The sequence below is a fragment of the Clostridioides sp. ES-S-0048-02 genome (assembly GCF_020658495.1).
GTDB lineage: Bacteria > Bacillota > Clostridia > Peptostreptococcales > Peptostreptococcaceae > Clostridioides.
Genome location: NZ_JACVWH010000018.1, coordinates 34,055 through 51,913, shown reverse-complemented (window position 1 = coordinate 51,913; position 17,859 = coordinate 34,055). Strand labels below are relative to the sequence as shown.

Below are 17,859 nucleotides of genomic sequence, written 5' to 3'. Positions count from 1 at the left end.
AAATAATAAGTTTATTAGCAAGCATAGAAGGAGTGCATGATATAAAAAATCTACTTATCAATGAAGATATTAAAAACATAATAGTTGATGAAGAAAAAGTTCCTGCTGTTTCAAATGTTACATTTAATATCGAGGTGAGTTAAATTGAAGTTAATTGACCATTTACCAAGTTTTGCAAACAATGAAATTGATATACAAATTCAAGATGCACTTGAAAATGAACTTCTAACATTACTTGATGAAAAGAATGATTTATTAGATCAGTTTTTTATAGATACAGCAACTTGGGGACTTGACGATTGGGAAGATCTATTAAAAATAAAAACAAATTCTAAGTTGGATTTTGATACTAGAAGAAGTAATGTAAAAGCTAAATTAAGAGGTAAGGGTACAACTACAATAGAAGTTATAAAGGCAATCTCAGAGGCTTACGCAAAAACCAATGTTGATGTAGAAGTATTTAGTAATCTATTTAGTTTTACACTTAGTTTTATAACAAATAATTGTAATTATAACACTATCTTGGAGTTAGACAAGAAAATAGAAGAAATAAAACCATGTCATCTTGAACATAAATTCGAGATGATTTTATTCAATAAAAATGACATGTTTGCGGGTTCTACAATGAATACAGGTGAAACAGTTACTATATATCCTTACAGTCCAACAAACTTTGAAAGTTTTGGAGAATTAACTATAGCTACAGGTAATGATAGGAGTATGGAAAAAGTAACTTTATACCCAAAGCAGGAGGTGATATAATTGGCAGAACAAAAATATTATACCCTTTCAACAAAGGTAGGTAAGGCATCTATTGCAAATGCTACAGCACTTGGCAATAAAGTAGATTTAGTTAAATTACAACTTGGCGATGGAGCAGGAACAGAATATAATCCAACAGAAGAACAGACAACACTTAAAAAAGTAGTTTGGGAAGGTTCTGTAAACAATGTAAAAGTAGATGAAGAAAATCCAAACTGGATAGTAATAGAAACTGTAATACCAGGTAGCGTTGGTGGATTTATGATAAGGGAAGTAGGTATATTTGACTCGTTAAATCAATTAATTGCAGTATCTAAATATCCTGAAACATATAAACCAACTGCTGATAGTGGAAGTGTAAAAGACTTAGTTATAAAAATTATTTTAGTAGTATCTAATACTTCAAGTGTAAATTTAAAAGTAGACCCAACTGTTATACTAGCAACACTTAAAGATATACAAGAGTTAGACACTAAAATAGATACAACTAAAACAGAGTTAACAAGCAACATAGAAACTGCTAAGACGGAGATTAACACTAAGATAGGTGATACAACACTACTTGAAACAACAGATAAAACAAATATAGTTAGTGCAATTAATGAGGTAAAAACTAGTGTAGATAGCATAGAAACAACAGCAGAGAAAACAAGCATAAAAGATATAGATAACTTATTTGAAAGTGATAATGTTGAGGAAGCATTAAAAGAAGTTATGCAAGACGTAAAAGGTAATAGAACTAGTATTATATCAAGTATAAATAATAATTTGATACCAATGTAGAAAGGAAGGTGATTTAAATCGGAGATTATAATATTTATAGAACCGTTAGAAAAAGAAAAGGTTATTACTCTGAAGATGATATTCATTCGACTACTTGCTCCTATACAAGAGAAAGTCCTTATAATACTACTTATTATGGTAGTTATAATTTAAGTAAATATAAAACTATTTCTATAAATGAAACTAAAGAATTTAGAATTAAGTCATATGAAGTTTATGTTTATATAAATAACAATAGAGTTGTGTATGAAGGTTATAATATGTACCAGTACACCACTGTTCAAATTGTACCAAATCCATCTATATCCATAAATAATGATTTAGGTATAATTGGCAATGCTTGCAGTATAAAATATAATATTTATGATAGTAATCCTGATGTTAGTTTTAAAATAACTGTAAAATTGAATGATGTTGTAATAAGCGAAAAAGATAATACAGTAGATTCTAATTATACTATAGATTTAACTGATGAACATTTATCCAATCTGGTATTTAATTCTATAAATAATATAACTATTGAGCTTGGTACTGTTGCTGGTGGTAAAATGTTAGATAAAACTGTTACATTTACAAAAGGAAACACTAAGCCAAAATTAAATATATTCTCTTACAATTCAACTACTGCAATATTTACAGCAATAGACACAGATAATAATTTAAGTAAAATAGATTGGTTCATTGATGATGTATTAAAGGAAACAATAACAACAGATTTAACAACAGAAAAAACAATAAACTATGAACTTACAGACAATGCAATACACACATTAAAAATAGTAGCTACAGATGCAGAGAATGCAACTGCTGAGAAGATTCTAAGTATAAGTAAAGAAATAATGCCACTACAAACAGATGCAACTCTGCAAGATATATCTTCTAAATTAGTAGAAATTGGAGAAGGATTTAAGAATGGAAAAACAAGCATTATAAACACTTTAGCACTTAAAAATATAGATGCAAATTTAAATAATACACTTGTTGAGTTATCAGAGAAGATTAAAACGAGCTTTGATAGTGGGGACGCTAGTTTACAAGATTTAATGAAGCAATTAACACAAGCTAATAATACTATAACACAGTTGAACTCTCAATTTAAAGTTGCGAGTGGCACCTCTGCTGTACAAAATAATGATGGAACTAAAGTTGCTTATGAGTATAAAAAATCTACAACCACTAAATTCGGAGGATGGCTTAAAATCAACAGTTTGGCTTTTAAGCCTAATATTTTTGTAGCTGATTGTGAGTACTGGGATAGCGACTATAGAGTGAACTATAAACTTTTTACATTTGCCTGTTGTGGTTTTACTACAAGTGGAGGAAAAGATTTTGTTGCTGTATCAGTCTATGCTTGCCCTAGTGGTAGTGACAAGTACACTGCTGATGGTTTTCTTTATAGCAATAATGAAGGGGATGTATGGTTTAGTACTAATGGAGTTCAAGTTCCTGCGTATTTACCAGGCACAAGCAGAAGCTATAATTATACCTGGAGTGCTATCAAATTTATGAAAGATTAAAGGAGATTATAAAATGAATAGAGCAAATAGAATAATCTATGACCAAACAGGAAAAATATTGTTGCAGACAGGAGAAGCAACAGGAGACGTATTAGAACATAATGAAATAACTGAATTGAATTGGATTGATATAGATTATGGAAGTGTAGATTACACTAAGAATAGAATTACAGGTATAAATATAGAAACTAAACAACCAATCTTAGAAGAAATACCAGTATATATAACAGATGAAGAAAAAAGAATACAAGAATTAGAAAATCAGATTTTATTAAATGAAAATGAAAAAGTAGGAGGATTATTATAATGAATATAAATAATGTTGTAGTAAGAATATTGTCAGAGAGAATACTAAACAAGGGATTAAATCCTTTAAAAAACAGACCTTTTGAATTAGATGATGTTACTAACACAGAGTATAGAAAAGCAGTAGAAGATTATATAATTAAAGAAAGTGGAGTAGTAGAAGGAACAGAACCTACAAAATAGGTAATGTTCTTTTTTTATTCCCAAAAATATATAAATTAATTTACATTTTGCCTACACTTCATCTACACTTTGCAGACGTTTATGGTTTTAAAATTAGGTACAATAAAATCATAAAATTAGAAAGGAGTATTGTAAATTGAAATTTAATGATTTAGTAAGTAAAATAAATAAGATATTAAAAGAAATGATGCAAGAAGTAAAAGGAAATAGAAGTAGTATTATATCTAGTATAAACAGTAATTTGATATCGATATAGAAAGTGAGGTGAAATAATTGGCATTTTATGTTATTGAAAGAACTATTAAAAAAAGAAGGGGTTGTTATTCTGAATCTGACATACACATTAGTCCTTGTTATCTTGAGTCTAGAAATTATTATGCTAGATATAATTTTAGTGATGTTAAAAATATAAATATTCCCGAGACAACTAAGAATGTTATTAATTCATTTGAAGCGTATTATTTAGCAGGTGGAGAATATAATGAAAAAATTATTATAAAGGATTGCACGATTAGACAAGACACAACTATTGAACTTATACCAGACCCTATAATTTCTATAAGTAATGACTTAGGTTATATTAGCTATGCTCGCAGTATAAATTATAAAATAACAGACAGTGACCCTACTACGAGGTTTAAAATAGTTTATAAATTAAATGACATTGTTATAGGCGAAAAGTATAATACAACTGATTCAAACTATACTATAGATTTAACAGAAGAACATTTGTCAAAATTAAGTTTTAAATCTAAAAACAATATAACTATAGAACTTAGCACTAGTGATGGAGGAGTATTTTTAACTAAAATAGTTTCATTTACAAAAGGAAATACTAAACCAAAATTAAATATATCCTCTTATAATTCCACTTCTGCAACATTTAAAGTAATAGACATAGATAATAATTTAAGTAAAATAGAGTGGTTCATTGATGATATGTTAAAAGAAACAATAACAACAGATTTAACATCAGAAAAAACAATAAACTATGAACTTACAGACAATGCAATACACACACTTAAAATAGTAGTTACAGATGCAGAGAATGCAACTGCTGAGAAGATATTAAGTGTAAGTAAAAGTGTAATGCCATTAGAGGATGATTCTAGTTTAGAAGATATAGCAAATAAGATTGATGAAATGAAAGAAGTCTTAAGTAATGGAAAAACTTCAATAGTAAATGTATTGGCATTAAAGAATGTAGAAGCAAATTTGAATAATACACTAGTGGAGTTGTCAGAGAAAATTAAAACTTCTTTTGATAGTTCAGATGCTAGTGTTCAAGAATTGCAGAACCAATTAACAGAGAAAAATAATACTATAAGTCAGTTAAATAATGCTATAACTGATTTAAATAGACAGCTTGGGAACAAATATAATGTTTATACACGTACTATACGTTACAGTACAACAAGTAGTTATGCTACTCCTATTTCAGAAGGAGGTTATAGTGGTAGTGGTTCAAACTATTATATTCTTCTGCCATTTGAGCCTAAGTTCCTTTTTATTATTTCTTCTTCTGCAACTGACTTAGGGAAATATGAACATAATTTCTCTTATGATTTTGATTATAATTATCTTATTCATGGATCTTTTACTAATAATAATGATTATACCACTATTGGTAAATTAACTTATGATCATAGTTCTATCAATAATTGGGCTAAATGCTGCTTGTTTATTAGTACTAATTCTGTAAGTAAAGGTAAGACAATACTTCGTATAGCAACTAGTGATTCTAGTAGTAATTCTTTTGGATGTGTTCTTAATATTTGTGCAATTGGTAAATGATTTATTATCTTTAATATGAACTTATAACTTAGAGATGTTTGAAGTGTAATTAATTTTATGTAAATTAAAATTAATAATATAAATTTCTTATAAGACTTAGATAATTTCTAAGTCTTATTTTAATACAAATAAGGAGGTTTTCATGAATGAAGAACTTTTCAAAGACAATTTGAAACGACATGAGGTAACAATAAATAAACATAATGACGAAATAGACGAATTAAAAGTGGCAAATATAGAATCTAAGGCAGAATTAAAAGCACTATGTGAGAATCTAAACTCACTTACAAGTATGTTAAAGTGGCTAATTGGAACAATGATTACAACATTAGTAGGCTTCTTTATATTTGCAATACAGAGAGGAATATTTTGATTAGGAGGATAAAAGATGGATAATTTAATAAGTTTTATACCAGAGCAGTTACTAATTTTGGTTGCTGCTCTTTATGTTATAGGAGCAGGTTGTAAGAAATATAAACAACTAGATAATAAATATATTACAGTTGTATTACTAGCACTTGGTATAGGTTTCTCAATATGGATGTTAGGACTAAATCCGATTGCAGTCTTACAAGGAGTGATTTGTTGGGGAATATCAATAGGTATAAATCAAACTTACAAACAATTAAAGGATGGTGACAAATAATGAAGGTAGTGATAGTTCCAGGACATACTCTAACAGGAAAAGGAACAGGAGCAGTTGGATATATAGATGAAGGAAAAGAAAATAGAATCCTAACTGATTTAATTGTTAAATGGTTAAAACGAGGAGGAGCAACTGTATATACTGATAAAGTAGACAATTCTAACAACTACTTATCAGAACAATGTCAAATAGCAAACAAGCAAGATGTAGATTTAGCAGTGCAAGTTCATTTCAATGCAAATAGTACAACCCTAAACCCAATGGGTACAGAAACAATATATAAAACTAGTAATGGCAAAATGTATGCAGATAGAGTAAATGATAAATTAGCAACTGTATTTAAAAATAGAGGTGCAAAATCAGATGTAAGAGGCCTCTATTGGCTTAAACATACCAAGGCACCAGCAATATTAATAGAAGTATGCTTTGTAGACAGTAAAGCGGATACAGATTATTATATTAGACATAAAGATATAGTTGCAAAATTAATAGCAGAGGGTATTATAAATAAGAAAATAGATAGCGAAGAGGTAAATAAAATGTATAAACATACAATAGTTTATGATGGAGAAATTGATAAAATACCTGCAACTGTGGTTGGTTGGGGATATAATAATGGAAAAATATCAATATGTGATATAAAAGATTATATTCCAGGAAGAACAGAAAATTTATATGTTATAGGAGGAGAAGCATGTAATAAAATAATGAATATAACTAAAGAAAAATATACTATCATAAAGGGAAATGATAGATTTGATACTCTTTATAAAGCACTGGAATTTATAAAGAAATAACAATGTTAAATTAATATAAAATGTATTATATTAGCTATATTATACATTTTATATTAAAGTAAATAATAACTTATTTTTTAAGTTATTATTTACTTTAATATATATATTATATAGTAACTTATTTTTTGGGTCCTTTATTTCTATTTCTTTTATCATATTCTTTTGAGATTTTATCTATGTTTAATTCTTCTGGTAAATGACTTTTAGTTGCCCTTACATTAGCTCTAATAAATTCATTTATTACTTTATTTAAGGTAGTTTTCTTAAGATGTGCTATAGTTTTCAAAACTTTTAAATCTTCATCATCAATATATAATGTAACTTGTCCTTTTTTAGTCTTTTTATTTTCTTTTAAATCTAGCAAGTTTATCCCTTGAAGTTCTGTGTGTTCATTAAATTTATTTTCAATTTCTTTATTGATTTCATTTTTATAGTCTTTTTTAGGTATAGATATTTCTTCTTCTTCTAATTCAAATTTACTCATTATAATACCCCCTTATTAGTAAGCTCTTCTATTAAATCATTCAATTCTTCTCTAACTTTATGAGCCTTTTTTATCTTCCTACAATAGTCATCTATACTTAATTTATTTAGCACACAATTTTTTACTATAGTGCTTTCACTTATTTTTACATCTGATAAATCTTTTTTTATACTATCAAACCTATCTAAATAATCCATAAATATATCTCCAGAAGTTAACTTTCTTGAAGTAAAAGAATTTATTACAACTGCTCTTTTTGCCTCATTAGTTTCTCCCATATCTTCTAGATCTTCATTGTATTTTTGATAAAATAGTTCACAACCTCTTATACTTGCTATATCTTGAAATTCAAGAGGAGTAATAATACTATCTGAAATGAATAAGAAATTTCTAGCAATCAAATCATATGAAGGAGATAAATCTATTAATATATAATCATAATTTTTAAGAGTAGAAATATTTTTCTTAAACCACTTAAAAGCAACTTTCTCTCTACTAGTTTTTATAGTTAAATACTCTGATAAAACAGATAAAGATAAATCACTTGGTATTAAGTCTACATTTGGATAATCTTTTAATGGAGATTTTATTATTAATTCTTCTGCACTTATATCATCCTTAAATGCATCTAGAATTGTTTTTTTATTATGTACTATTTTATATATGAATTGTGTAAAGTTTGCTTGGGTATCTCCATCAAGTATAAGTATTTTTTTGTCTTTTTTTGATAAATTAAGAGCCATTAGATATGCTAATGTCGTTTTCCCAACCCCACCTTTTACATTAAATAAACTTACTATTTTCATTTTAATCCTCCTGTGAGTTCTATTGATATATGATATTATATCACACTTCCGCCTACATTCGGGTTTTTTGTAAAAAAATTATATAAAACTTATAAATAATTTATCATATAATTTATCATATAATTTATCATATAATTTATAAAACAATTTATTTATAAGTTTTACTCAATTACTCAAAGATAACACAAATATAAAAGGAATAGATAATATCTATTCCTTTTATATTTGTGTTATATGTAAAATTACCTGAAGTTTATTACTTTTTAAAAATATCAATTACAAGTATAAGTATTATTATTAATAATAGAAAATTAGCAGACTGAATTAATATAATTGGCCATTCAAGATATATTATTTATAGTCACCTCATCTTATGTATGCAATATTTTTTTAATATCTTTTTTCACTACTTACTATATTTTTGCTTTCAGAATTTGCTTTTATTGTAGAATGAACTCTGTAGTATCCTCTTCCTATAGTTTTTGATTTAGAAAGAGTACATGAACTATTTCCTGAAGCATTCCAAGTTTGAATTGTTGACCATGTTTTTCCATTGTCATTACTTTTCTGTAACCTAGCAATAATTGATGTACTTTTCACATTTGATGAACCTCTAATGGAACAGATTACTCTCGCTGTGTTTCCTGAAATATTTAAAGTACAAGTACCAGACTTAATATAAGACATTTTTACCATAGTATCATCTATATAGTCTACAGCTGAATATTGTTCAATATTCTTGTCTTTATATTCATCAGCAAATATAGGCATCGCAATTGCTGATGAACATATTAAAGCGCACATACTACTTATAATCATTTTTTTCCAAACCATAAAATCACCCCTTCATTTGCTTTTTATTATTTTTTACTTAATATATAACGAATAAAGAAGTGATTTCTGGACACTTATATAAAATTTTTTATTAAATTTTTATCATAATTACAAAATAGATATTCATAGCTATAATAGTTATAAATACCTAGAATACTATATATTGTAACTATCCCCCAATAAACATATATAAACTTGTAATTATATTAATAAATCATAAATACCCAATTTAGATCAGGTTTTACTAATAAATAGGTTCTTTGAGTTTTAAATCATTTTTCTAATATAAAAGGCTTATTGCTTTGTCTTGTCTTAGTTATAATAGCTAAGATATATTTGTATTTGACTTACATTCCATTTTTTAAACTATAAAAACCACCTCTTTTTCTTATAAATTTTTATAACATCAAATATATAACGAATAAAGAGATGGTTTTTGGACACTTAAGAAATTATTTTATGCTTTTAGCCATTTTTAATAAAATATTTTTATATAATTCTAAATCCTTATTATTTTGATAATCTACATTTAACAGATATATAAAGTTGTTGTCATTCCAAAATACTTGTAAGAAAGTTTCTTTTTCTATATATTTTGCCTTATACCCATTTATAAATATATCTTTAACTTTTGCATTTTCTGTATCTAATATAATAGAATTCGTATCAATTTCAGTACTTGTATATTCTATTCTTATACCTTTTTCATTTTCATATGCAATCATAAAATTATCAACCCTATCTGCTTCTTTGAATCCTTCTGGGATGTATCCTGGTTCTTTAATCTTAAGGTTTTTGATTTCAATATTTTCCTTATTTGAAAATACAAAAGAAGTTAAATCTTCATATACTCTTATTACCAATTCATATAAACGTGTACGCAATGCCTCACTACTCATAGTAATAGTAAATAAACTAGCTAAAACTATTAAAAATACAATAGCTGTTCGTTTTGAATAAAAAATAATCTTATTTGTAAGACTACTTCTTTTTTGCTGCTTAATAAGTTTTTTCATCTTTCGTTCAAAACCTTTTGAAAAAACATGATTTAATTCATCATCTGAAGGAAGGCTGTCAAGAATAATTTTTGTCGCGATTGGGATACTTTCTTGAAGCATATCATCTGTAATATCAAAATCATCTTTTTTATTACTCAATATTTCCAACCTCCATTTCTTCTAATATTTCTTTTAATTTTTTCCTAGCACGTTGAATCCTCTTATATACATTCTCCTCCCCTAAATTTAATGCATTTGCTATTTCTTTATTTGAAAAACCATACTGGAACTTTAAAGAAAGTACTTGAAAGTAACTTTCATTAAGTTTTGCAAGTGCTATAGCTAAATTACTTTCACATACTTTATCTTCTATAGAAAAATTTATCGCCCTGTTTTTATACTCTTCTTCAATATCAGATACTTTTTCCCTTTTTCTTTTTCTGTAAAAGTCTATAGCAATCCTTTCTACTATTATAACGATAAAAGCCTTCGTTCTTGGACTATCTACTTCATCAATTTTATCTATATTTTTAATTATTCTTAGAAAAGCATTATGTACAGCATCTTCTGCTAAATGATCATCCTTTAATATTTTATTGGCCACATAAAACATTATCTGTCTATATTTTTCATATATCTTTTCAAACTTGATTTTATCTTCTTCAAACTCAAGCATTGATAAATAAATTAACATTTATAATTCCTCCAAAGTAAATATCTCGAATCAATATTTTAGAGTCTAATTATAACATATATGCATATATAATTCTATTTAAATAGAGTATTGTTATACCTGTATTTAGAACTAATATTACATGTTTTAAATTATATATTAACTTATAAAATAATTTATTTTTTATATTACTTTATAAATTCTATTATTCTATAAAAAAATAGGTGTTTATTTTTTTATAGAATCTATAGATTGAATTTAAAGTAATGATATTATATAAATATAAATAATTTTATTTAAAGGAGAATCTATATGTTGGAAGTTATAAAAAATAGACGTTCAATAAGAACCTATATAGGTAAAAAAGTAGAAGAAAGCAAAGTAACTGAAATACTAAAATCAGCTATGCAAGCACCATCATCAAAAAACGCTCAACCATGGGAATTTATTGTAGTAGATGATAAATACCTCTTAAAGGAACTATCAGAGTCACAGCATAGAGCAAAGCATATAGAATTCGCACCACTATGTATAGTAGTACTTGGAAATAGAGATAGATTCTTGAAGCCTGGTAAATGGATGCAAGATTTAGGTGCTTGTACACAGAATTTATTGTTAGAAGCTACAAATCAAGGATTAGCTGCTTGTTGGATAGGTGTTTTTCCTAAAAATAAAGTAGTAAATAAGGTTAGACAAACTCTAGATTTACCAGCAAAATTAGTACCTTATGCCATAGTATCTATAGGATATAGCGAAGAAAAAAATGAATTTATAGATAGATTTGATAAAGATAAAATACATATAAATATATATAAAGATAGATAATATTTAGTAATATAAATGAAAATACATAGTAAAAATACCCTTAAAATCTATTTCTTTGGATTTTAAGGGCATTAACTTTATCTGGAATGAGTAAGTACCTAAACATCCATTTTAGGATTAGTTACTTTTTACATTTATTACATAAATTTAATTCTATAAAAAATCAATCTTTTTTTATTTTAATATAATAATATATAAATAAAAGTACATATGCTAAAGGTATTAAAAGTAATATTTTTAAATCAATGTCAAATGTATTAGTATAAAATGATAATGCAAGTGATAATAATACAATTATCAAATTCGGAATTGTTTTTAAAAAAACTTTATAAAGCCTTTTTTTCATATTATTCCTCCTAAAAAAGCATATTTTTTAAGTCTGATAGAACCAATGATCATATCTATAAGTATATGTTGCACCTTGGAAATTCCACTTATCCTCTATATATGATAAAACAATTCCATAATTAGTATTTATACCATTCATGTTAGTAGTTATTATCTTTCCAATAACTACTACAGCAAGCCCTACCCAAAGTTTTGGTAAAAAGCCTCCAAAAGTAGATGCAATATCTGCGCCAGCTTTTATTTTCTTTAAAGTTTTCCCACTTACATAAATATATAAATAGTTTTTACCATTTTTGACAAAGGTTCTGTACTTGTTGTATCCATTTATATACTTTACACGAGAATTTTGATTGATTTTCTTAACATAATCATCAACTTCTTGATTGATTTTATCCAATTTCTCTTGAGTAAATTGACCAGTTTTAATTAACATTTCATCAATTTTTTCATCTGAAAAAATTTTATCTTCAGGCCAGTAATTATGTAACTCCTCTACTTCTTTGTCAGACAACTCTATTTTTACATTATTATCTGATTCTGTCTTTTCCATTGCATTTGCTGTAGTGACAAGCGGTAAAGATATTATCACAGTTGCCATTGTTGTGGATAAAATACGATTAATTCTTTTATTCTTCATTTAAATCCCCCTAACTATAGTGACTTTAAGGTTTTAAAATTAAACCTTTGCATATATAACGTATCCAAACTCAATTTTTGGACAAAAATATTTATATTTTTAAAATTAAATCTTCTAGAAACCTTAATGGTACAGTAATTTAAATGCAAATGGATACAAGACTTTAGTTCTTGTACACAAAATTTATTATTAGAAGCTACTAATCAAGATCTAGCTGCTTGTTGGGCAGGAGTGTTTCCTAAAAATAAAGTGGTAAATAAAGTTACACAAGCTTTAGACTTACCAGTAAGACTAGTGCCTTATGCCCTTATATCTATAGGATACAGTGAAGAAAAAAATGAATTTATAGATAGATTTGATAAAAATAAAATACATAGAAATGTATATAAAAATAGATAATATTTAGTTGGAAAATTATTCATTCATATTTACAATATAAGAAAGTTACTAGTTATACACTGTGAATTGTATAATAAAAAGGGGGGCATTTTATGAAGAAAACACTGTCTATAATATTACCAAGTATGATAATACTTGTAATAACTCTATGGGGCAGAGCTGAAAAAAACATATTACTTGGATTATTTTTACTGTTTCCAATCATCTTTGTTATACAAGGGATAATGTATTCAGATTTCAAAAATGAATTGCTTCTAGGGTTCATTTTATCATCTATAGCATTTATAGTACCTGTAAATTTAATGTATAACATAGGAAATTGTATAGATTTATTAATAGTTTATAATATGTTGGGTATTGGAAGTTTCTTAGTTAAAAAGAAAATATCTTCTAGGCATAGTTAATCCTTTTTAAATTGATTTTTACTAATTTTAACAATAGTCTTTCATGCATGAATTTCACTTTTATAGATTGTATTTTTTATCTTATCTATAAAATTAATTCTAATATTGTTCAGTTTTTAATTGACTTCATAAAAAATAGAATACAACTTATTATATAAGTTATATTCTATTTTTTATAATAATTTGTTTTATAATTTTAATTATAAATTGTTTTTAAATTCATAATATCTTCTTTCATCACATTCAATTACTATTTTTTCTTTAAATTTATAGTTTCTTCATTTCCATTCCAAGATATAATTACTTTATAACTAGATTCTCTATTTGAATAAAGACCTGGTCTTTGTATTTTATTTCCAATTCTGATCGTTCTTCAGTAGTCACAAACTTAGCTGTCCAATGTTCAGACTCTCCAATAAAAATATTTTCATCATCTGTTTTACTAAATATAAAAAATAGAGAGATTGCAAAAACTATAAAAATACCTAAAAAAAGTTTTTTACAATGTCAATCCCTCCTTTAAATAATTACTTGTATTATATCATTAAAATGACTTATTTTTAATATTTTTCTTAATATTCTAAATATTTGTACTTTTTTTATTTTATTACAATGAAGTCTATGATATAATTTTAAAAAGGGGTATTTTCCAATAAAAAAGTTATTTTAAACCTATTATTAAAATTTTGAAAGTTGTTGATGATTATGAATAAAAAAAATATATTCAACGATATGTTTCTTATTATTTATCCAATTATAATATTAATAGCTATGTTCTTTAACTCATTATTACATAAGCAGATAATAAGATTTAATATTAATAAACTTCAATTTATGGTTTTTATATTAGTTTATTTTTTAATATTTGCATTATTTATATATAAGTTTTTTATAAAAAAAGAGAGTTTTCATATAGTATCTTTGATTATAGGCATGTTTTTGATAATAATCATACAAATCCCACAAGTTTTATTAATGATTTCACATAATTTATTCAGTATTGTTTATGGTCAACTTCAATTAGAGATATTTATGTTTGGAACACTTTTAACTTTGTATATAGTTATGATTATAATGTATCATAAAAAAATCATAAAAAAACAAGAGGTTAATACCTCTTGTTTTTTGTTAGATACAAAAACGAACTCTATTATAATTTATGTTATATTAAAGTTACAATTATTATAAGTAATCTTGATTTTTTTGTGTGAATTTTAAAATTATGTAAAATTGTATCTTATTATTAATTTTGTGATATAATAAAAGCAAGAAGAACTACAATCTATTTCGCAGTAGAGTGGAGTTCATAATTTTAAAATTAAAACTATTTTTTGCGGAATTTGATTTTTAAATCAAATTCCCAGCCACTCTTTCGCACAGAGTGGCTTTTTACTTTCGCAAATATTTTACTAGTTAAGTAAAATATCCAACTAGCAATAATGCCAGCAATTACATTAAGTAAAAATTCATTCATACCAACACCTCCTTTCTTCTGGAGGCTATATCTTTCGTTCGTATGAACTCCACTCTATAGATTATATATTTTCTTCTTGCTAAAATTTATTATACCATAATTTGGTACATAACTAACTTCATTTTAATAATGATTAATAAGTTATATATCAATTATATTTTAATTTATTATATAATTTAATTAATAAATTAAAATATAACTTGTTTAAAAAGTTATTCTATCTTTTTCTTTTTCACATTTATCATAGACTACTTTGAATGCCTTGTATTTTTTCTCATCAGGTTTAATTATTCTTTCAAGAAAAGTAACAGGATTCATATCAAGTATTTGCATTTCTTCTAACTGTTCCTCGGTTAAACTCATTTCTATAAGTTCTACTTCAATTGCATTTTCTTTTGCTTTTAAGTAAGATATTTTATTTCTTAAAATCGAAGAAAATAACTCATAATTTGTTGCAACTATTTTAGAAGAGTTGTCCTTTTTTAAAGCAATTTCTTCTGCTTCTAATAATAGTTTATAATATTTTGGTTCACTAAAATTGTATTCTCCAAATTCTATCTTAAACAGATTTTTCAGTTTATCACTCAGAGAGATTTCTTCTGGTATAAAAAACTCTTTTTTATTTAAGTTTATATTTTTATTTTCAAGCCTTTTTTCAATAACATCTTCTTTATTTTCATATGATGTTTCTATATTTTCCTTTTTCTCTCTTATGGAAAATTCTATTGATTCAACACTTCTACCTTTTCTTATTGGTTTATATTCAACAAATATATCTGATTTCTCATTAATCTGTTCTGTACTCTTTTTTAATACATATTTATCAAGATCATAATATCTTTTGTATTTATCTTGTATTTCTAGAAGTTCTTTAAAGTAATCTAATTTAAAAACTATTCCTTGCCTTGTCCCACTCCACTGTTTCAATAATTCATAAATTCTCATAGCAAAAAAGGTTGTGAAGGAATAAATACTAGCAAAATCTAATTTAGTGAAATTTTCTTCTATTGCTTGTATGTATTTAAATATGTGCTCATCTATTATTAAAGTTATTTCATTATAATCCAAATCCCCTTTTATAGCGTACCACTGTGTCCTTATAAACTGATTTCCTATAATTACACGAGGTTGATTATTCTGTATTCCTTCAATTAAATTTTTAAACTCCTGTTTAGTTATATTCTTATCTACTATTCCACTATAGTCTTTGTATATAGTATCAAATTTAAAAGAGATCTCTCTTGAAGAATAATTCCTCTTTTGAATTATTTCAAAAAGCTTATAAACAAATTTCTGTTCAGAAGCAGAAAGAGTATATTTTCCTTGTATAAGATTATTATGTTTTACAAGACTATTGTAGTCTTTAAATATTTCTTTTTTATCATATTTATTATAAATGACTCTTTTTACATTACCCATATATCTTAATGTATTAATCTAAAAGTTAATACATGCCTCCTTCTTTAGTTTCTAATAAAACAATAATACATTTTTAGTTACAGTTATATATTAACCTATTTTTCACGAAAAATATATTATTTTTCGTTTTTAGTTTCCCAAATGCTCGTTTCTTCATTTTTTGAAATAATTTTCTCTAAATTAATTATTAAAAGTTTATCTTAAAATATACCAAAATATTGAAATTTAAAGGTTTTATAAGACTTTTTATTTTTTATATCTACAAAGATTTTATTTTTTACGCTTTTATCTCAAATTAATAAATTCCCAAACACTCGTCATTAAAAACTCCCAAATGCTCGTTGTTAAATTCCCAAACACTCGTCGTTAAACTCCCAAACACTCGTCGTTAAATTCCCAAATACTCGTCGTAAATTCCCAAACACTCGTCGTTAAACTCCCAAATACTCGTCGTAAATTCCCAAACACTCGTCGTTCGACCTCTGTACATAAGTAATTTCAATGCGTCCAAATCGCCTAAAATAATAAAATATAAAATAAATAAAATGTTTTTAAAATAGAATAGAATAGTAAAAGGGAAAACGTGAATACTTTTCTATTCTGTGCTGCTTATAAAAAATATAAATACCTTTCTTTTATAAATTATCAAGTTATATAAATAATATCTAAATTCTTATTACTTATAAAAATATTTTAGATAAAAGGTGCATCTCTCGAATAAATTTAAAAGGGCTTTTTAAAGAGTTTAAAAACGTCTGTAACGTTTTTAAATAATAAATACAATCATTTACTTTATGATAAGGACAAACTACCTTAAAATGGAATACATAATCTATTAGAAAATTCAAAACTATATTTAATTAATTTAATTAGTCTATTAATGAAATAGTTAATAATTTTAAAAAAGGATATGTAATTGAAAAATATTAAAAGATATAATAGTATTTTATCTAAGGATAACTTGAAAAGAGAGGGGAAAAGTAATGCATGGATTATTTGGGGGATTCATTAAGATATATAAATATCAAATGATTTTGGTTATTTTAGTTTATATTTTATTTTTTATACAAAGTAGATTTAAGTTTAAAAATAAATCTTTAAGATTTCTAAAAGATAATAATAATGTATTAAGTTTGATGAATTCATGGGAATGTTTTTTTACATTTTGTATCCCATTTATAGGATATTTAGGTTTTGCATTAGCTATTTTAGGAATGCTTCTTAACTTAGGAGGAGATTTTGAAAAAGAACATGCTAAATATTTGTTAGATGTAATTAAATCTATTTATGATAAAGAAGAAGATATTAATAAGCAATACAAGAGAGAATTTAAGAGAATAGAAAATATTTTATCTGATATTAAAAATCCCTACCACAAGATAGTGGTAGAAAATGCAGTTGTTCTTGATTCTTTTATAAATGAATACAACAATATAAAAGACTATCTTAAAACTGAAAAAGAAAAGATTTATATGTATAATGAAATAAAAACATCTTTAATTAATTTTCTAAAATTTACTGATAATATGGTTAATAATCCTGAAAAAAAAATAGCTTTAGATGAAAAGGAAATATTATTAAAAGATATTAAGAAATATACTAATATGTTAAAAGAATATATGAAGATATAATATATATAATTAATACTTAAGATTTAATAACTTTAAGGTAATAAAAATAACAGTAGAAGAAAAGATTGGAATATATTAATAAAAAACTTTAATTATATTTTATGCTAATTAAGTGAGTAACAGAGTAGTTCTAACTACT

At 25.3% G+C, this 17,859-nt stretch carries 22 protein-coding genes; 13 read left to right on the top strand and 9 right to left on the bottom strand.

Features of this window, described 5'->3' with window-relative positions; translation table 11 throughout:
- Window positions 1-144: 144 nt before the first annotated feature.
- The 9 genes from IC173_RS16990 (at window position 145) to IC173_RS16950 (ending at window position 6,788) form a co-directional block, all read left to right on the top strand.
- On the top strand, window positions 145-762 hold the full coding sequence (locus tag IC173_RS16990) for a putative phage tail protein (protein WP_227855924.1): 618 nt from the start codon (window positions 145-147) through the stop codon (window positions 760-762).
- Window positions 763-1,545: a phage tail protein gene (locus tag IC173_RS16985; protein WP_227855923.1), complete on the top strand. Its 783-nt coding sequence runs from the start codon at window positions 763-765 to the stop codon at window positions 1,543-1,545.
- Window positions 1,546-1,805: 260 nt separating this feature from the next.
- Window positions 1,806-3,062 carry a hypothetical protein gene (locus IC173_RS20785; protein ID WP_413927107.1) on the top strand — a complete coding sequence of 419 codons (1,257 nt, stop codon included), beginning with the start codon at window positions 1,806-1,808 and terminating at the stop codon, window positions 3,060-3,062.
- A 13-nt stretch (window positions 3,063-3,075) separates the two neighbouring features.
- Window positions 3,076-3,369: a hypothetical protein gene (locus IC173_RS16975; RefSeq protein WP_227855922.1), complete on the top strand. Its 294-nt coding sequence runs from the start codon at window positions 3,076-3,078 to the stop codon at window positions 3,367-3,369.
- Complete coding sequence (locus IC173_RS16970; RefSeq protein WP_227855921.1) at window positions 3,369-3,551, top strand: hypothetical protein; 183 nt, start codon at window positions 3,369-3,371, stop codon at window positions 3,549-3,551. The genes IC173_RS16975 and IC173_RS16970 overlap by 1 nt, the downstream gene beginning before the upstream one ends.
- 273 nt (window positions 3,552-3,824) lie before the next feature.
- On the top strand, window positions 3,825-5,345 hold the full coding sequence (locus tag IC173_RS16965) for a hypothetical protein (protein WP_227483710.1): 1,521 nt from the start codon (window positions 3,825-3,827) through the stop codon (window positions 5,343-5,345).
- Between the two features lie 142 nt (window positions 5,346-5,487).
- Window positions 5,488-5,718, top strand: a complete 231-nt coding sequence (locus IC173_RS16960; RefSeq protein WP_021384792.1) for a hemolysin XhlA family protein — start codon at window positions 5,488-5,490, stop codon at window positions 5,716-5,718.
- Window positions 5,719-5,733: 15 nt separating this feature from the next.
- Window positions 5,734-5,991 carry a phage holin family protein gene (locus IC173_RS16955; RefSeq protein WP_227855920.1) on the top strand — a complete coding sequence of 86 codons (258 nt, stop codon included), beginning with the start codon at window positions 5,734-5,736 and terminating at the stop codon, window positions 5,989-5,991.
- Complete coding sequence (locus IC173_RS16950; RefSeq protein WP_227855919.1) at window positions 5,991-6,788, top strand: N-acetylmuramoyl-L-alanine amidase; 798 nt, start codon at window positions 5,991-5,993, stop codon at window positions 6,786-6,788. The genes IC173_RS16955 and IC173_RS16950 overlap by 1 nt, the downstream gene beginning before the upstream one ends.
- 118 nt (window positions 6,789-6,906) lie before the next feature.
- Here IC173_RS16950 and IC173_RS16945 read toward each other — a convergent pair whose 3' ends face one another.
- The 5 genes from IC173_RS16945 to IC173_RS16925 form a co-directional block, all read right to left on the bottom strand.
- Window positions 6,907-7,272: a hypothetical protein gene (locus IC173_RS16945; protein WP_227437158.1), complete on the bottom strand. Its 366-nt coding sequence runs from the start codon at window positions 7,270-7,272 to the stop codon at window positions 6,907-6,909.
- Window positions 7,272-8,078 (bottom strand): ParA family protein, encoded by an 807-nt coding sequence (locus IC173_RS16940; RefSeq protein ID WP_021382772.1) that lies wholly within the window; start codon window positions 8,076-8,078, stop codon window positions 7,272-7,274. Before IC173_RS16940 ends, IC173_RS16945 begins: the two co-directional genes overlap by 1 nt.
- Before the next feature lie 390 nt (window positions 8,079-8,468).
- Window positions 8,469-8,912 (bottom strand): hypothetical protein, encoded by a 444-nt coding sequence (locus IC173_RS16935; protein ID WP_227437160.1) that lies wholly within the window; start codon window positions 8,910-8,912, stop codon window positions 8,469-8,471.
- A gap of 452 nt (window positions 8,913-9,364) precedes the next feature.
- Window positions 9,365-10,069: a DUF4367 domain-containing protein gene (locus IC173_RS16930; protein ID WP_227437162.1), complete on the bottom strand. Its 705-nt coding sequence runs from the start codon at window positions 10,067-10,069 to the stop codon at window positions 9,365-9,367.
- Window positions 10,062-10,604 carry an RNA polymerase sigma factor gene (locus tag IC173_RS16925; RefSeq protein WP_227437164.1) on the bottom strand — a complete coding sequence of 181 codons (543 nt, stop codon included), beginning with the start codon at window positions 10,602-10,604 and terminating at the stop codon, window positions 10,062-10,064. The genes IC173_RS16930 and IC173_RS16925 overlap by 8 nt, the downstream gene beginning before the upstream one ends.
- Before the next feature lie 291 nt (window positions 10,605-10,895).
- Here IC173_RS16925 and IC173_RS16920 point away from each other — a divergent pair, with 291 nt between their 5' ends.
- Complete coding sequence (locus tag IC173_RS16920; RefSeq protein WP_227829913.1) at window positions 10,896-11,408, top strand: nitroreductase family protein; 513 nt, start codon at window positions 10,896-10,898, stop codon at window positions 11,406-11,408.
- A gap of 163 nt (window positions 11,409-11,571) precedes the next feature.
- Here IC173_RS16920 and IC173_RS16915 read toward each other — a convergent pair whose 3' ends face one another.
- Together IC173_RS16915 and IC173_RS16910 are read right to left on the bottom strand one after the other, a co-directional pair.
- Entirely contained in the window at window positions 11,572-11,754 is a 183-nt protein-coding gene (locus IC173_RS16915; RefSeq protein ID WP_227437169.1) for a hypothetical protein, read from the bottom strand.
- A gap of 27 nt (window positions 11,755-11,781) precedes the next feature.
- A complete protein-coding gene (locus IC173_RS16910; RefSeq protein ID WP_227855918.1) occupies window positions 11,782-12,393 on the bottom strand; it encodes a hypothetical protein in 612 nt (203 codons plus the stop codon).
- A gap of 153 nt (window positions 12,394-12,546) precedes the next feature.
- On the opposite strand from IC173_RS16910, the gene IC173_RS16905 reads away from it, so the two are divergent.
- Together IC173_RS16905 and IC173_RS16900 are read left to right on the top strand one after the other, a co-directional pair.
- On the top strand, window positions 12,547-12,792 hold the full coding sequence (locus IC173_RS16905; RefSeq protein WP_227437256.1) for a nitroreductase family protein: 246 nt from the start codon (window positions 12,547-12,549) through the stop codon (window positions 12,790-12,792).
- A gap of 92 nt (window positions 12,793-12,884) precedes the next feature.
- On the top strand, window positions 12,885-13,196 hold the full coding sequence (locus tag IC173_RS16900) for a hypothetical protein (RefSeq protein ID WP_227855917.1): 312 nt from the start codon (window positions 12,885-12,887) through the stop codon (window positions 13,194-13,196).
- 1,324 nt (window positions 13,197-14,520) lie between these two features.
- On the opposite strand, the gene IC173_RS16895 is transcribed toward IC173_RS16900, so the two are convergent.
- On the bottom strand, window positions 14,521-14,670 hold the full coding sequence (locus tag IC173_RS16895; RefSeq protein WP_227855916.1) for a type I toxin-antitoxin system toxin: 150 nt from the start codon (window positions 14,668-14,670) through the stop codon (window positions 14,521-14,523).
- Between the two features lie 204 nt (window positions 14,671-14,874).
- Entirely contained in the window at window positions 14,875-16,089 is a 1,215-nt protein-coding gene (locus tag IC173_RS16890) for a replication initiation protein (RefSeq protein WP_227855915.1), read from the bottom strand.
- Window positions 16,090-17,072: 983 nt separating this feature from the next.
- Between IC173_RS16890 and IC173_RS16885 the strand changes: the two genes are divergently transcribed.
- Complete coding sequence (locus IC173_RS16885) at window positions 17,073-17,720, top strand: hypothetical protein (protein ID WP_227855914.1); 648 nt, start codon at window positions 17,073-17,075, stop codon at window positions 17,718-17,720.
- Window positions 17,721-17,859: the final 139 nt, after the last annotated feature.

Excerpts from the sequence above, each read along its gene's own strand:
- IC173_RS20785 (WP_413927107.1), top strand. The coding sequence starts at position 1,806 with ATGTACCAGTACACCACTGTTCAAATTGTACCAAATCCATCTATATCC.
- IC173_RS16975 (WP_227855922.1), top strand. The coding sequence starts at position 3,076 with ATGAATAGAGCAAATAGAATAATCTATGACCAAACAGGAAAAATATTG.
- IC173_RS16970 (WP_227855921.1), top strand. The coding sequence starts at position 3,369 with ATGAATATAAATAATGTTGTAGTAAGAATATTGTCAGAGAGAATACTA.
- IC173_RS16960 (WP_021384792.1), top strand. The coding sequence starts at position 5,488 with ATGAATGAAGAACTTTTCAAAGACAATTTGAAACGACATGAGGTAACA.
- IC173_RS16955 (WP_227855920.1), top strand. The coding sequence starts at position 5,734 with ATGGATAATTTAATAAGTTTTATACCAGAGCAGTTACTAATTTTGGTT.
- IC173_RS16950 (WP_227855919.1), top strand. The coding sequence starts at position 5,991 with ATGAAGGTAGTGATAGTTCCAGGACATACTCTAACAGGAAAAGGAACA.
- IC173_RS16945 (WP_227437158.1), bottom strand. The coding sequence starts at position 7,272 with ATGAGTAAATTTGAATTAGAAGAAGAAGAAATATCTATACCTAAAAAA.
- IC173_RS16940 (WP_021382772.1), bottom strand. The coding sequence starts at position 8,078 with ATGAAAATAGTAAGTTTATTTAATGTAAAAGGTGGGGTTGGGAAAACG.
- IC173_RS16935 (WP_227437160.1), bottom strand. The coding sequence starts at position 8,912 with ATGGTTTGGAAAAAAATGATTATAAGTAGTATGTGCGCTTTAATATGT.
- IC173_RS16925 (WP_227437164.1), bottom strand. The coding sequence starts at position 10,604 with ATGTTAATTTATTTATCAATGCTTGAGTTTGAAGAAGATAAAATCAAG.
- IC173_RS16920 (WP_227829913.1), top strand. The coding sequence starts at position 10,896 with ATGTTGGAAGTTATAAAAAATAGACGTTCAATAAGAACCTATATAGGT.
- IC173_RS16915 (WP_227437169.1), bottom strand. The coding sequence starts at position 11,754 with ATGAAAAAAAGGCTTTATAAAGTTTTTTTAAAAACAATTCCGAATTTG.
- IC173_RS16910 (WP_227855918.1), bottom strand. The coding sequence starts at position 12,393 with ATGAAGAATAAAAGAATTAATCGTATTTTATCCACAACAATGGCAACT.
- IC173_RS16900 (WP_227855917.1), top strand. The coding sequence starts at position 12,885 with ATGAAGAAAACACTGTCTATAATATTACCAAGTATGATAATACTTGTA.
- IC173_RS16895 (WP_227855916.1), bottom strand. The coding sequence starts at position 14,670 with ATGAATGAATTTTTACTTAATGTAATTGCTGGCATTATTGCTAGTTGG.
- IC173_RS16890 (WP_227855915.1), bottom strand. The coding sequence starts at position 16,089 with ATGGGTAATGTAAAAAGAGTCATTTATAATAAATATGATAAAAAAGAA.
- IC173_RS16885 (WP_227855914.1), top strand. The coding sequence starts at position 17,073 with ATGCATGGATTATTTGGGGGATTCATTAAGATATATAAATATCAAATG.